The organism is Wolbachia endosymbiont (group A) of Epagoge grotiana, assembly GCF_947251775.1.
Taxonomy (GTDB): Bacteria; Pseudomonadota; Alphaproteobacteria; order Rickettsiales; family Anaplasmataceae; genus Wolbachia; species Wolbachia pipientis.
This window is the reverse complement of sequence record NZ_OX366387.1, coordinates 1,488,776-1,503,639: the sequence shown is the minus strand read 5'-3', so window position 1 is coordinate 1,503,639 and position 14,864 is coordinate 1,488,776. Positions and strand designations below refer to the sequence as shown.

Here is a 14,864-nt window from a genome sequence, read left to right as displayed (position 1 = left end):
CAAAATCAATACTAGAATTTCACAGAGAAGAGCTCCCCGAGCCGGATTCGAACCAGCGACCAATTGGTTAACAGCCAACTGCTCTACCACTGAGCTACCGAGGAATAAACTGGTTTCAATTTATCATATTGAGCGCTGATTGTAAATGGTTTTTGTATACAATTATGATCAAAACAATGTTAAATGCGCGAAAAAGTGTACATTGACATGAGATACAAGCCTAATGAAAAAAGCTACGAATGCCGGTGAAAAACATAGCAATTTTATTTTCATTTGCAGCTTTTATCACATCTTGATCTTTCAGCGAGCCACCGGGCTGAATTATAGCTGTAATTCCATGTTTTGCGCTTTCTACTATGCTATCTGGGAATGGAAAAAATGCATCTGAAGCAAGCACTGCACCTTTACATTTTTCACCTGCTTTTTTCACTGCAATGTTCACACTATCTATTCTGCTTGTTTGCCCTGCACCGATGCCAATAGCACAACCATCTTTTGCTATAACTATTGCGTTGGATTTCACACGCTTACATATTTTCCAGGCAAAAATAAGATCTTTTTTTTCTTTGTCTGTTGCAGTGCATTCTGTTACTTGTTCTGCTTTTATTGTGTGGTCATTATTTTCTTGCACCAAAAACCCACCAACAACATTTTTAGTTTGGTATTTCACATTTTGTTGAAAAGATTTATGAATAATCACTCTTAAATTTTTCTTTCTTTGTAAAATTTTTAGTGCCTCATTGTTTACCGATGGTGCTATCACTACTTCCAAAAATATCTCGTTTAATTTTTCTGCTAGCTTTAAATCTATCTCCCGGTTTAAGGCAACTATACCACCAAAACTGCTTACTTCATCGCACGATAGAGCTTTTTCATATGCCTCCAAAGCATTATTACCAATAGCAGCGCCACATGGGTTATTATGCTTGATTATCACTGCTGCAGGTTCTTCGAATTCAGAAGTTATGTTAAGTGCGGACTCTATATCTACTATATTATTATAACTCAACTCTTTTCCATGTATTTTTTCCAGCGGATATTTGGTGAATTGATTGCTATAAAATGCAGCTTTTTGATGAGGGTTTTCACCATACCTTAATTCTTGTGCTTTATGCCCATATAGTGCGAAAAACTCTGGTAACTCATTATTTTTACTCTGGGATAAAAACCAACTGTGAATATTAGAATCGTAGTGTGCAGTGAGAGCAAATGCTTTGGTTGCTAAGTGTTTTCTATATTCCAATGTTGTTTCATTGTTATTTTTTATCATCTCAGCTTTTAGTGCTTCGTAGTCTTGAATGCTAGAAATAACTGAAGTAAAACGAAAGTTTTTTGCTGCAGCTCTAATTAACGCCACTCCGCCGATATCAATTTGTTCTATAATTTGCTCTTCATTTGAGCCGCTACTTACTGTCTCCCAAAATGGGTATAGGTTAGTTATCAGCAGGTCTATTGGCTCAATACCTAGATCTTGCACTTCCTTTTTATGCTTTTCTCGATCATAAAGTATTCCTCCATGAATTTTAGGGTGTAAAGTTTTCACTCTACCACCCAGTATCTCTGGAAATTGTGTGTAATCTGAGACCTCTTGTGTTTTTATTCCTGCACTAGATAGCACTTTATAAGTATTGCCCGTTGAAAGAATTTCTATTTGTTGCTGCGTTAAAAACGATGCAAGATCAATTATATTCGTTTTATCGTATACTGATATTAAAGCTCTTTTTATTTTCATTTTTATATGGAAAGTTTTTTAAGATTATATCTAAGAAAAGGAAATTTAGCTATTACATTTCTACACTAATTTAAAGCAGTCTATTCTATAAATTTTTTTACCATGCTTGATTTCAAGCCACGAATAAAATCTTCAATACTGCAAGGATTTCTCCCTTCCATTTGTACAACTTTAGGAATTAAAGTGCCACCTTTTAAACTTATGTGCATATTATCGTTAACAATCTTACCTTGTTCTGAAGCGAGAGCTTCAAAGTCAGCATCAAGTATCCTGATACGTTTACTTTCTATCTTAATGAATGCTTTTGGGTAAAACGCTTTAACCTTTCTATAAGCAACTTCACAGGCATCACTTGCATAAATTTTATAGTCTTCCACTTTGTCAGCGTAACATGCATTGTTATCGTTCTGTTTTAAGGGAAGCTGTTTTTCAATTTCGTTTAGCACTTTCAGCAGTAAATCACTGCCTAGCTTAGATAATTTATCATGCAATGTCTTGTAATTATCGTTCTTTTCGATAAGAAATTTTTCCTGTTTTAAAATAGGGCCGGAATCTAATCCTTCATCCAATTGAATAATGCTAACCCCGGTTTCTTGATCTCCTGCTAAAATTGTGTGCTGTATCGGGGCTGCACCACGCCACCTTGGTAGTAATGAAGGATGAATATTAATACAACCATATTTTGGAATATTCAAAATTTCTCTTGGAAGTATCAACCCATACGCGGCTACAACTGCAACGTCTGGTTTGAAATTTCTAAATTTTTCTTGCTCTGCCGAAAACTTTAGAGAGATAGGAGTACATACCTCTATGTTACTTTCTTCAGCGATAACATGTACTGGAGATTTCGTTGGCTTCTGTCCACGCCCCGAAGGTTTTGGAGCCTTGGTGTATACTGCCACCACTTCGCTCTTTGATTTCAGTAACAAGCTCAGAGAATTAACAGCAAATCCTGGTGACCCCATGAAAATAATTCTCATGGTGTCTTTGCTTTAAGAATTCTCTGCTAATTTACCACTTACAGCTTCTACTAATTTGGCAAAATCATCCTTATAATTAACGGCCATCTCAGCAAGAATTTTTCTATTTAAATCAATGCCGGCAAGTGTAAGACCATGCATAAACCTACCATAAGTAAGCCCATGCTCTCTTGCTGCTGCATTAATACGTATTATCCATAAGCTACGGAAATCACGTTTACGGGTTCTTCTGTCTCTATAAGCATATTGCAGTGCTTTTTCAACTCTTTGTAATGCAATTCTATAACAACTTTTTGCGCGCCCTCTATAACCCTTTGCCAGTTTCAATATTTTTTTATGACGAGCGTGAGTAGTGACTCCACGTTTTACCCGAGCCATTTTATTTTACCTCCATTTTGTTAAATACCGTAAGGCATATGAAGCTTAACTATACGCGAGTCAGATTTACCAAGAATCGTTGTACCGCGCTGATTACGAATATTAGATTTACTTCTCTTTACCATGCCATGCCTTTTGCCTGACTGAGTAGAAATAACTTTACCCTTAGCTGTAAGGTGAAAGCGCTTTTTCACAGAAGATTTGGTTTTTAATTTTATTTTCTTCATATTCCAAATAAATTTACAAGCACTACTATTGAGTTCTTTAATAGTAATTAAGCATTAGTATAAATAATTTTATTAAAGAATCAAATTAAAATTGTATATTAAAGGAGTTTAAAAGTAATTACGCCCAATATGTGTGTTATACCTTCTTTATTCCCAAGTGGCAACAATACTTGCCTCATTTTAACACTTTCACTTTCTTCCTCTTCATTGATCGGGCATTTACTCTCTATTACAGTATCAAGTTTATCAATAACTGCATCTATTTTATATAGTCGCAAAAATGGTGCATCAATTGCATACTTATTATCAATGCGCGTCTTTTTCTCAAAACCATAGAATTCAACAGCCTTTTCTCCTGCATTTTCACAAATATAACCTTGATCCTTGACTTCAATGACAAAACAATGCTGCCATGATTCCATTATTTCTGCAGTGTCTATTTCATGCCTTTCTGGCCAATCTCTGTCTGATCCTTTTATGTCATTCCAGTGTTGAGTCACCACATTTGCTATTCTTTTTTCTTTGCCTACATAAATTTCCATTCCAATTTCCACATATAAAACACAGATATGAGGTAAATTTATCGTGAATATATTGATTTTTTCTTACCACAAGGTGCATGTCACTAGAAGTTCTGAGATCTAGAGAGTGGTATTGATTTTATTTCCATTACAACTTATTATTTATAGATAACCTCAATAAAAACGATGAAGCTAAACGAAATCAGAGAAAGATTTATAAAATTTTTTGTAAATAATGACCACGAGCAGGTTTCTTCTTCTCCTTTGATTCCAGAACATGACCCAACGCTCATGTTCACAAATGCTGGTATGGTGCAGTTTAAAAATATTTTTACTGGTGCTCAAAAAACTGAAATGAAACGTGCTGTCTCAAGTCAAAAGTGCCTAAGAGCAGGCGGTAAACACAATGATCTGGAAAATGTTGGCTATACAACTCGGCATCACACATTTTTTGAAATGCTCGGAAATTTTAGCTTCGGTGATTACTTTAAGGAAACTGCGATAGAATTTGCGTGGGAATTTATCACTAAAGAGTTATCTCTTGATAAAAACAGACTATCCATAACCGTCTACCATACTGATGATGAGGCGTACGAGATTTGGCGTAAGATAAGTGGCTTTTCAAGTGATAAAATCATAAGAATTACAACGGATGATAACTTTTGGAGTATGGGAAGCACTGGTCCGTGCGGTCCATGTTCTGAAATTTTTTATGACCATGGGAGTCCTAATTTACAAGAGGGCGATAGAATTGTTGAAATCTGGAATCTGGTATTCATGGAGTTTAACAAAGATGAAGAAGGTAATTTACACAAATTGCCAAAAAAATGCATCGATACTGGAATGGGCCTTGAAAGAATAGCGGCTGTTATGCAAAACGTCCATGATAACTATGATATTGATCTATTTTCTGCTCTGATAAGTAAATCACAAGAGTACTGTGGAAGAACGGAAAATAAAATAGCGCATAAGATCATAGCAGATCATCTTCGCGCGGCTGCATTTCTCATCGCAGAAGGAGTGCTTCCTGGAAATGAGGGCAGGAATTACGTATTACGCAGATTAATTAGGAGAGCCACACGTTATATTCACCTGCTTGGATATAATGATTCCCTACTCCATCGTATTTTTCCAGTGTTGATAGATAGCACGAGTTCGGCTTATATGGGAGCTGAATTAGTCAGAGCTAAAAGCTTAATAGAAACGACGTTAAAATCAGAGGAAGAAAACTTTAAAGACACTTTGATGAAAGGTATCAATCTCCTGGAGAAATTCACTACAGATTTAAAATCGGGCGATACTTTGCCTGGAGAATCAGCGTTTAAGCTATATGACACCTACGGATTTCCTTTGGATATTACACTTGATATTTTAAAAGAGAAAAAAATAAATTTTGACCAGAAGGGTTTTGATGATGCAATGGGAGAACAAAAAGAGAGAGCACGTGCTAAATGGGCTGGATCTGGTGAAAAATCTGTTGAGCAAGTATGGTTTGATTTGATCAATAAATTTGGCAAAACAAAATTTGTTGGTTATGAGTTCAATGAAGTAAGTGATGCGAAAATACTAGCTATAGTTTCCTCTAAAAATGAAGTAATTGATTCTGCAAAGGAGGGAGAAAAGATAACCATTATACTTGATAAAACACCTTTTTATGGCGAGTCAGGTGGACAAGTGGGAGATACTGGCAGTCTGATCAAATCTGATAGAAGTATTATTATAGTCGAGAATACCAATAAGGTTAATGACCTATATTTGCACAGATGCATAGTTAAGTTCGGTTCAATTTGTAAAGGTAACACAGTTGCAGCAAGCATTGACAAGGAAAGAAGGCAAACCTTAAGAAGAAATCATTCAGCTACACATCTTCTGCACTTTACACTCAGAAAAATTCTAGGTGATCATGTCACTCAAAAAGGTTCCCTAGTTGCACCAGATAGACTGAGATTCGACTTCAGCCATAACACTCAAATGACTCAAGATCAGTTGTTTTGGGTAGAGGATATGGTAAACTCTCTAATCAGAGAAAATCTTTCCGCATCTACAAAAATTCAAAGCATGAATCAGGCAATAGACGAAGGAGCTATGGCGTTATTCGGCGAAAAATATAGCGATCAAGTAAGAGTAGTGAAGATTGGAGATTCAAGGGAACTGTGTGGTGGCACGCACGTTGAACATACTGGAGAAATCGGTTTATTTAAGATAGTAACAGAGAGTTCTGTTGCTTTTGGAGTGAGGAGAATTGAAGCTTTAACTGCTCAGGAAGCAATCAATTATGTACGTGATAATGAAATTAACTTAAAAAAAGTTGCAGAATTCGTAAAAGCGCCAGTGAGTGAAATAACAAGCAGATTAAGTATTTTAAGTCAAGAACACAAAAAATCCGAAACCAAAATAAAAAACCTATATAAAAAGCTTGTGAGTGCAGAGAATATAAAAAGCACCGAAATAAATGGAATAAATTTTATAAGCCACACTTTCACTGATATTCCAGCAAATGTAATAAGAGAGTTTGTTTTGCAGCAACAAAAACCAAAAACGATAATAGCTTTCACGGCAACAGAAAAAGATAAAACAGTCTTGATTATTAAAGTAAGTAAAGACTTAATCAATAAGATTAGCGCAAAAGAACTAATATCCATAGCAGTTGAAAAGAACTGTGGTGGGAATGCTGAATTTGCACAAACAGGCTGTGATAGCAATAAAATAGATGATGCCATTACAGCCATTTATAGCAAAATAGCAGCTTCTAAGCACTCTACGTCATACCACCACGAACCGTCATACCGCCGCGGCGCTAACAAGCAGCGGGATACTTAACCATCGTCTACACCGTCATACCGCGATTCATTCGCGGTATCTCTTAGCCGCTAACAAGAGATCCCGCTAACAACTTACTATTACCCACAAATATAAATGTTTGTTGCATAGCTCTTAATGGCATAACTTTTGCTTGAAATAACTGTTTATATGGTGCAATTTACAGCTTTTAGTTGCTAAAATTATAACTCTTAGTTTAATAATTTTAATCTAATAAGCTTTCAGGTTAATAAAATTAAATTATTTGAGTAAATACAATATTATGTTTTTATTTGTGGGTAATAGTAAGCGCTAACAAGCAGCGGGATGACGAATTACTATGCCGCCGCGAACCGTCATACCGTTGCAAACCGTCATACCGCGATTCATTCGCGGTATCTCTTAGCGTAGATCCCGCTAACAGGTAGCGGGATGACGGTTGTCAGGCTAGCTGTCATCCAAGTAGCTCGACTACTTGGATCCAGGAAAAAGAATGGTGTCATGAAAGTAGCTGACACTGATTCCTTTATGATGGTGTCATCCCAGTGCCCAGACACTGGGATCCAGGAAACTTAATTGCAAGTAATGCATTGGATTTGGTGAGTATGGGTTTTGCGTTATAGAATGAAGCACTTTTGGTGAATTTATAAAGAAAGCTGGATCCCAGTGTCAAGCACTGGGATGACAAGGTATAAACCTTATCGTCATGCCGCCGCGAACCGTCATACCGCGATTCATTCGCGGTATCTCAGCCGCTAACAAGAGATCCCGCTAACAAGTAGCGGGATGACGGTTGTCGTTCAGCCACAAACATTAAGAAATTTACCAAATGAAAAAAAAGGCAAAAGAAGCCCCGTGGTTATTATCCGCTTTAAAATATTGGCGTTTTTTATGTTTTAAACGCTTGACAAGCGAAATTCAGCTGCTTTTAATTGCAACTAACTTACGCTGCAAATGTTTAAGAAATTTACTAAGCAGAAAAAAAGACAAAGAATCCCCGAGTTAGCTAGTCTTTTACTATCTCTGTCGAGTATTGGCATTTTTTGATGTCTTGTAACGCTTTATAAGCGCGTTCAGCTTATTTAGATAAAAATCTAGATGTAGATGAAGTTTTGTAAAGACATACAGTATCTATATACTGCAAAAAATTGAACATAAGACGCCGATACATTAAGTAATCCTTACCTTTTAATCTGCAGATTGGCGAAAGCAAATACAATAGCTCCAGTTTCATGATAAGGGGGCTAGCGGAGTTTGTCAAGGAATTCTTATTAAAACTAAAGAGCTCAAATGAAAGGAGGTAAACTCTAAAGTATACATTTAGTAGCGCTTTCTATGAGAGAAATCGTATTACCTATTCCGTAAAGCTTTATGAAAGATCCCATTCTTGGACCGGTTTTTTGGCCAAGTAACGTTTCATATAATAGCTGAAACCAGTCACGTAAGTTGGTGTAATCATATTTTTTTCCAATAGAAAATACCTGAGATTGAATTTCTTCAGCAGTAGCAGTTGTAGATAGAGAATGTAAAGTGTCCTTCAAATCTAGTAACGCTGCTTTTTCTTTTTCATTTGGAGTTTTATATGATTTTGTTGGCTTGATAAAATCGTGATAATACTTTACTGCAAAGTCTGAAAGTCTATCAAGCATTTTATTATTTTCTGGTGTAACGTTTGGTGCATAAGAGGATATAAAACCCCATAGGATCTCTTTGTTTTCAGCATTACAAGCTGCTGCTAGGTTTAAAAGTAGTGAGAAATTTATGCCTGAAGTTTCTATACTGGGAACATTGCCCTGGTGAATGTGCCAAGCAGGATTATTTATATCCTTTTCTTTGTTCTCATGATAACGCTTTACAAATTCTAAATATTCATCAGTTGATTTTGGTATCACATCAAAATATAAACGTTTAGCTTTTTTAGGACTCTGAAAAATGTACAATGCTAAGCTCTCTGTTGGTGCGTAAGTTAGCCACTCTTCAATTGAAATTCCATTTCCTTTTGATTTTGATATTTTCTTTCCTTCTTTATCAAGAAAAAGCTCGTAGCAAAACAGAAGTGGTGGCTTTTCTCCAAGTATTTCACATATTTGACTTGAAAGCACAGCAGATGGAGTTAAATCTTTTCCGTGAGCTTCGTAATTTACTCCAAATGCGGCCCACCTCATTCCCCAATCAGGTTTCCATTGCAGTTTACATTTTCCTTTTGTCACTGGAACTTCTATTTTTTCCCCGTTTGGGTCTTCATATGTGATTGTTCCTTTCTCTGTATTTGTTTCAATTACTGGAACTTGTAAAACTTGAGAAGTTTTTGGGCATATTGGCAAGAATGGACTATAAGTCTGCTGCCTTTCTTCCCGAAATGATGGAAGCATTACGTCCATCACTTTATCATAATTTTTCAGCAGTAGTAAAAGTTTTTCATCGTAAACGCCAGATTTATAACACTCTGTTGCACTCCTGAACTCGTATTCAAATTCAAACAAATCAAGAAATTTACACAACAATGAATTCATGTGATGACCATAACTCTGATGAGTGCCAAATGGATCAGGTATCATAGTCAATGGTTTATTTAAGTGCTCTCTTAGCATCTCTTGATTTGGCACATTATCTGGTATTTTTCGCAAACCATCCATATCATCTGAAATTGCAATGATTTTGGTTTTTATACCAGGAGCTATTTTTTTTAATGCATTTACAACAACTGTAGTGCGGAAAACCTCTCCAAAGGTTCCTATGTGGGGTAAACCAGAGGGTCCATAACCAGTTTCAAATATTATTTCTTTTTTATTAGGAAACTCTTGCAATACTTTTTCTGCTTCTTGAAATGGCCAATTTGTCATTATCGGGATTAAATAATGTATCTTAACTTAAAGTGCTACTAGTTTCAATGGATTTTTAATATAATGATATAGTATTAGTGTTAGAGCTATTATTAGAAGGTTAAAGATATGTCCACAGGTAGTATACAAACAGATCAATTATTTAAAGGTCTTACAAGACCTGCAATGCTCTTTGGTGTGAGTTATATGTTTGCAATATTAAACGTCCTGATTTGCATGCTAATTTTCATTAATTCAAATGATTTAAGAGTGATTCTCTTAATGTTACCAGGTATACATGGACTTGGTTATATAGCTTCTGCAAAAGAACCGTTGTTTATTGAATTATTTATGGTAAAATTGGGAAAGTGCTCGAAATGTTTAAATCGTTTTTACCATGGAGCCAATTCTTATGATATTGCTTAACGTTGTGTGATGCTGAGGTTTAGGGCTATTCAATCAAAGAATAAATCTACTCTGAACAGGGAAGTTCACGCTGCTGAATTTATTCCTTATTCTTGCTATTGGAATAGCACAACCTTGATGACAAAAGAAAATTGGTTGGTTAAGGTTATAAAATTAAGTGGTTTTGCATTTGAAACTGCCGATGACGAGGATTTAGTCATACAGAACAACATCAGGAATCAGATGCTAAGAAGCATTTCATCTCCGGCATTTAGTTTGTATTTTCATACTATCAGACGTAAGAAAAATATTTTTTCTGATGAATTTGCAAGTCAAGGTTTGCCGAATTTTTTCGCTAATCACGTAAATCTAAAATGGAGAGAAAAACACGCAACAAGGCAATCATTTATTAATGACCTATACATTACGATTATCCGTAGAGCGGACACAAAAGGAGTAGAATTTTTGTCACATCTACTAAAAAAATTCGGACATGTAACTTCAAAACATGCTTGGGAAAGTGATATACGTGCCACGTATGAAGATTTAGAGGAAACGACAAATCGTGTAGTGACAAGCCTTAGAAATTATTCGCCTAAAATTCTTGGAGTAAAAGAAACTCCAGATGGTTTGTTCTGCGAAATAATGGAGTTTCTATCTAGAATCGTAAATTGTGGCTTCGTTACAAATACGCTTTTTCCGCTAAGAACTGAAATATCAAGATACTTACCAGTACATAGGTTATTCTTTGGCCGTAAGATGATACAGGTTGTGACTCATAATGAGAGTAAATATGCTGGAATAATTAGTATCAAAGAATATGGAAATCATACTTCTGCAGGAATGCTTGATTCGTTTTTACAACTTCCTTACGAGTTTATAATTACGCAATCTTTTCAATTTATAAACAGGCAAATGGCGATTGGAAAAATGCAGATACAGCAAAATCGAATGATACAGTCTGCAGATAAAGCTATTTCTCAAATAGCAGAAATTTCTCAAGCGCTTGATGACGCAATGAGTGGTAAGATTGCGTTTGGTCAACATCACCTGACTATTTTATGTATAGAAAAAAGTCCTAAATCATTGGATAACGCTCTGTCGTTGGTAGAATCAGAGCTTTCTAATTGCGGTGTTTACCCTATACGTGAGAGAGTTAACCTTGAACCAGCATTTTGGGCGCAAATTCCTGGTAATTTCGATTATATAGTGAGAAAAGCTACAATAAGTAGTCTTAATTTGGCTGGATTTGCATCTCAACATAATTATCCTACTGGTAATAAATTCAATAACCACTGGGGAGATGCCGTTACAGTTTTTGACACGACATCTGGTACTCCATTTTTTTTCAACTTTCATATAAGGGATGTTGGACACACTATGATAATTGGCCCAACTGGTGCTGGTAAAACTGTTTTAATGAATTTCCTGTGTGCCCAAGCGATGAAGTTTTCTCCAAGGATATTCTTTTTTGATAAAGATCGCGGTGCAGAGATTTTCTTAAGAGCACTTAGTGGTATCTATACTGTAATAGAACCAAGAACTAAAACAAATTTTAATCCTTTACAACTTGATGATACCTCTGATAATAGAACATTTTTAATGGAGTGGATAAAGTCTTTAATTTCGGTATATAATGATAAATTTACTTCAGAAGATATTGCACGAATTAATGATGCAATTGAAGGAAATTTTAAATTAAGAAAAGAAGACAGATTCTTGAGAAACCTCGTACCGTTTTTAGGGCTTGCAGGTCCTGATACTCTAGCTGGGGCAATATCTATGTGGCATGATAATGGTTCTCATGCTGCAATATTTGACAATAAAGAAGATTTGCTAGATTTTTCACGAGCAAGAGTATTTGGTTTTGAGATGGCTAGCTTGCTCAAAGATCCTGTTGCTCTTGGACCGGTCTTGATTTATTTATTTCATAGGATTAGTATATCTCTTGATGGCACTCCATCTATTATCGTTCTTGATGAGGCATGGGCGTTAATAGATAATCCAGTTTTTGCACCCAAGATAAAAGACTGGTTGAAGGTACTGAGAAAACTAAATGCTTTTGTGATTTTTGCTACTCAGAGTGTTGAGGATGCAAGTAAAAGTACTATTAGCGATACGCTTGTACAACAAACAGCGACACAGATTTTTTTACCAAATCTGAAAGCTACTAGTGTCTATCGGGATGTTTTTATGTTAACTGAACGTGAATATATATTAATTAAGCACACAGATCCGAGTACTAGATTCTTTTTGGTGAAACAAGGAGTCAATGCTGTAGTAGCTAGAATAGACTTAAAAGGCCTGGATGATATAATCAACGTATTATCCGGACGTGCAGAAAGTGTTCTATTGTTACACGATATATTAAATGAAGTTGGGGACAACCCAAAAGTATGGTTGCCTATATTTTATCAGAAGGTAAAAAATGTTTAAGACTAAGCTGTCATTGCTATTAATTGCGATATTTTTACTAAATATAGACTTTTTACTCTCATATCCAGTGCTTGCAGATGGAGTAAGTGGTACTGACAAGACAGAATTTGTTAGCAGATTTAATTCCACTGGCAGTTTTAGTCGTGCCTCTAATCCTGATTGTGGAGCGTTTAAAACAGCTGCAGCACTTGCTGGAATAGCGATTGCTGTTGGCGCAATATTTACTGGCATTGTTTTGATCGTTTCTTCTGCTGGTTTGTTTACCGCTCTTGTTATTGTTGGAATGATAGCTGCAATTGTTGGAGTCTGGAAAGCGATAGGAGGGCTTGTTGTTTGTGAACATAGTTTTGTTAAACACCCAGTTGCACGTGATCATGATGGAAAATACAAAAATTTTAAATTAGAAGACACAGGTTATAGTGGCTGCACTAATGAAAATTACCAAACAGAAGAGGAATATTTTTCTTGTTTGCAAAATAAAGCTCGGGAAGACGTGAACAAAAAAGATTATGACGGGAAAAGAGCAGAAAAAGAAGCCTTAAATTCTAACGTTCAGGAGAGTACAGAGAGTTATTACTGGCCAAAAAATGGTGTGCAATACAGTGAATATATAGAAGTATGTCATCGAAACCCTTTAACTTTTGGTAATCTTTTTAATAAGGTAGACTTTAATTCCAGAGGAAAACCTGGATACATAGACTTTGATGTCAGGGAGAAAGACACTGGATACGTAGATGGGTCATGGTCCTCGAAGGTTGATGGTGGTCTGGAATGTAGAGTTCTCAAAGCAGGACAGAGCGAACCCATACATGGAGCTACATTCAAAGCAGTGAGAAAAACGGGCAGATTATGTGTGGAGTTAGCCAGTGTTAGCATGCTTGGTATCGAAATGACTCCTTGGCCGCAAGGGGTTGATATGGGGTGCACGGAATTGCCACCTGACCCACTTGCTCCTATGTGTGAAAAATCTGTGATGATATTCAAAAATAAAGATGGTACAGGAGAGGAAAAAGTTCCTATTGGTAATAATGATGACTATAAAACTATTATCAGATCTAAAGAAAAAAGACTCAACGGACAAGGGGGGAAAATTTTTGTAGGTTATGATAATGCTGGCTGTTTTAGCTCGTATGTTTCTGAAGCTTGTTATAACCAGGCAGGGAGTAAATCATTAGCTCCTATTCCCGTAACTTCTATGATAGTGCAATGCATTAAGGAATCGTTAGATAATTTAGTTGCAGGTAAAGGTGCACCAAATGGTGAGAGTTTTATATCTGTAGCACAGAAAAGGCTGAAAAACACTGTAACTGCTGTTTTAGTTTTAGCTTTAATACTGTTCTCTATAAAAGCCATGTCTGGTGGAGTTCAGAGGCCTCAAGAAATGTATATGTTGATCATAAAATTCGCTTTAGTGATTTACTTCACAACAGGCAGTACCATGTCTCATTATTATGGAGAATTAACTCGTCTCTCAAATGGTTTGTCAGAGATAGTGCTAAAAGCATCATCTGAAAGTAAAGGCATATGTAATTATAAAGCAGGTACAGATTATGAATATACTCGTGCAGGAAAGAGGGTATCTTACAGTTATCTTGCACCTTGGGATAGGCTTGATTGTAGAATTTTATTTTATTTAGGTGCCCCTTTAGATGGAATTGGTGGCAAAATTGGTACTGGAGGTGTTGCAACGTTAGCAGTCTTGCTTGGTGCTGCTCCTGTCTTATTAGTTGCAGGTTCGGTAATCGGTATTATTTTTGCTGGTGGACAAATTTTAGTAGCTCTTGTCTGTATATTTATGGCCGTTCTGATGATGATGGTTATTTTGTGGCTGTGCTATGTATTTATTTTATCTCTAGTTGCTTTAAGTGTAATCATCATTTTATCACCTTTGTTCATTCCTATGGTTTTATTCCAACACACCAAAGGATATTTTGAAGGCTGGGTGAAAGAGTTGATTACCTATAGCTTATACCCGGTTATCCTTTTTGCGTTTTTGTCCTTTATGTTCATAGCATGTGATAAAATCTATTTTAAAAATTTAAATTTTGAACTGGACGAGTCATATAAAAATGAACAACCGGACAAGTCATATGAAAAGAAACAAGCAGAAATCTCATATAGTAAGAAAAAACAGTGGTTTAAATTGAAAGATGGGGAATGTGATAAAAATGAAACTACTCTTGCATGTATGATGCAAAATTATAGCTTTAAAAAGAGCAGCATACTTGGTCTATTCGACTTTACATACATGGAGTTTGGCAGCTCTCTCATCGGAGAATTATTAAAATTGTGTTTAGTATTATTCCTCTTTTACCACTTTTTAAACATTCTTCCTGGCATGGCTGCTGAACTTGCTGGTAACCATAGAGCAGCACTTGGCTCAGGTCAGACACCTGGACAAATGGTGGGCAAAGCTTTATCTGCTGCCAAAGCTGCTGCTGGGGGTGTTGCTGGAGTTGCTGGTGCTGCTGCTAAGAAGTTGAGTGGTGGAGACAAGAGTAAATCTCGAGGTTCTGGTTCTAGTAGCTCCGAGAGTGTTAACAAAAGCACTGAATGAGTTGGAT

10 protein-coding genes and 1 tRNA gene are annotated in these 14,864 nt (G+C 36.1%); 4 read left to right on the top strand and 7 right to left on the bottom strand.

Translation table 11 applies throughout. From position 1 onward, the window contains the following. Nucleotides 1-32: 32 nt before the first annotated feature. From OPR50_RS07150 to OPR50_RS07125, 6 genes are all read right to left on the bottom strand, one after another. Nucleotides 33-104 (bottom strand) — tRNA-Asn (locus OPR50_RS07150). A 116-nt stretch (nt 105-220) separates the two neighbouring features. Continuing rightward, nucleotides 221-1,732 (bottom strand): bifunctional phosphoribosylaminoimidazolecarboxamide formyltransferase/IMP cyclohydrolase, encoded by a 1,512-nt coding sequence (purH, locus tag OPR50_RS07145; protein ID WP_265024001.1) that lies wholly within the window; start codon nt 1,730-1,732, stop codon nt 221-223. A gap of 80 nt (nt 1,733-1,812) precedes the next feature. Beyond that, complete coding sequence (gene fmt / locus OPR50_RS07140) at nt 1,813-2,712, bottom strand: methionyl-tRNA formyltransferase (RefSeq protein WP_265024000.1); 900 nt, start codon at nt 2,710-2,712, stop codon at nt 1,813-1,815. Between the two features lie 12 nt (nt 2,713-2,724). Next, on the bottom strand, nt 2,725-3,090 hold the full coding sequence (gene rplT, locus OPR50_RS07135) for a 50S ribosomal protein L20 (protein WP_064125369.1): 366 nt from the start codon (nt 3,088-3,090) through the stop codon (nt 2,725-2,727). A 20-nt stretch (nt 3,091-3,110) separates the two neighbouring features. After that, nucleotides 3,111-3,317 carry a 50S ribosomal protein L35 gene (rpmI, locus tag OPR50_RS07130; RefSeq protein WP_007548610.1) on the bottom strand — a complete coding sequence of 69 codons (207 nt, stop codon included), beginning with the start codon at nt 3,315-3,317 and terminating at the stop codon, nt 3,111-3,113. A gap of 98 nt (nt 3,318-3,415) precedes the next feature. Then, nucleotides 3,416-3,859 (bottom strand): PAS domain-containing protein, encoded by a 444-nt coding sequence (locus OPR50_RS07125; RefSeq protein WP_010962890.1) that lies wholly within the window; start codon nt 3,857-3,859, stop codon nt 3,416-3,418. A gap of 165 nt (nt 3,860-4,024) precedes the next feature. On the opposite strand from OPR50_RS07125, the gene alaS reads away from it, so the two are divergent. Then, a complete protein-coding gene (alaS, locus tag OPR50_RS07120; protein WP_265023999.1) occupies nt 4,025-6,658 on the top strand; it encodes an alanine--tRNA ligase in 2,634 nt (877 codons plus the stop codon). Nucleotides 6,659-7,944: 1,286 nt separating this feature from the next. On the opposite strand, the gene OPR50_RS07110 is transcribed toward alaS, so the two are convergent. Beyond that, nucleotides 7,945-9,480, bottom strand: coding sequence for a lysine--tRNA ligase (locus OPR50_RS07110; RefSeq protein ID WP_264339080.1), 1,536 nt, complete (start codon nt 9,478-9,480; stop codon nt 7,945-7,947). A gap of 108 nt (nt 9,481-9,588) precedes the next feature. Here OPR50_RS07110 and OPR50_RS07105 point away from each other — a divergent pair, with 108 nt between their 5' ends. From OPR50_RS07105 to OPR50_RS07095, 3 genes are read left to right on the top strand one after another with little or no spacing between them, the layout of a single operon-like run. Continuing rightward, on the top strand, nt 9,589-9,885 hold the full coding sequence (locus OPR50_RS07105; protein ID WP_007548615.1) for a type IV secretion system protein VirB3: 297 nt from the start codon (nt 9,589-9,591) through the stop codon (nt 9,883-9,885). 9 nt (nt 9,886-9,894) lie between these two features. Continuing rightward, on the top strand, nt 9,895-12,300 hold the full coding sequence (locus OPR50_RS07100) for a VirB4 family type IV secretion/conjugal transfer ATPase (protein ID WP_010962886.1): 2,406 nt from the start codon (nt 9,895-9,897) through the stop codon (nt 12,298-12,300). Beyond that, complete coding sequence (locus tag OPR50_RS07095; RefSeq protein ID WP_213863603.1) at nt 12,293-14,857, top strand: TrbL/VirB6 family protein; 2,565 nt, start codon at nt 12,293-12,295, stop codon at nt 14,855-14,857. Before OPR50_RS07100 ends, OPR50_RS07095 begins: the two co-directional genes overlap by 8 nt. Nucleotides 14,858-14,864 lie beyond the last annotated feature (7 nt).

Coding starts and splice junctions, on each gene's coding strand:
- OPR50_RS07095 (WP_213863603.1), top strand. CDS start 12,293: ATGTTTAAGACTAAGCTGTCATTGCTATTAATTGCGATATTTTTACTA.
- rpmI (WP_007548610.1), bottom strand. CDS start 3,317: ATGAAGAAAATAAAATTAAAAACCAAATCTTCTGTGAAAAAGCGCTTT.
- OPR50_RS07105 (WP_007548615.1), top strand. CDS start 9,589: ATGTCCACAGGTAGTATACAAACAGATCAATTATTTAAAGGTCTTACA.
- purH (WP_265024001.1), bottom strand. CDS start 1,732: ATGAAAATAAAAAGAGCTTTAATATCAGTATACGATAAAACGAATATA.
- OPR50_RS07110 (WP_264339080.1), bottom strand. CDS start 9,480: ATGACAAATTGGCCATTTCAAGAAGCAGAAAAAGTATTGCAAGAGTTT.
- OPR50_RS07100 (WP_010962886.1), top strand. CDS start 9,895: ATGCTGAGGTTTAGGGCTATTCAATCAAAGAATAAATCTACTCTGAAC.
- rplT (WP_064125369.1), bottom strand. CDS start 3,090: ATGGCTCGGGTAAAACGTGGAGTCACTACTCACGCTCGTCATAAAAAA.
- fmt (WP_265024000.1), bottom strand. CDS start 2,712: ATGAGAATTATTTTCATGGGGTCACCAGGATTTGCTGTTAATTCTCTG.
- OPR50_RS07125 (WP_010962890.1), bottom strand. CDS start 3,859: ATGGAAATTTATGTAGGCAAAGAAAAAAGAATAGCAAATGTGGTGACT.
- alaS (WP_265023999.1), top strand. CDS start 4,025: ATGAAGCTAAACGAAATCAGAGAAAGATTTATAAAATTTTTTGTAAAT.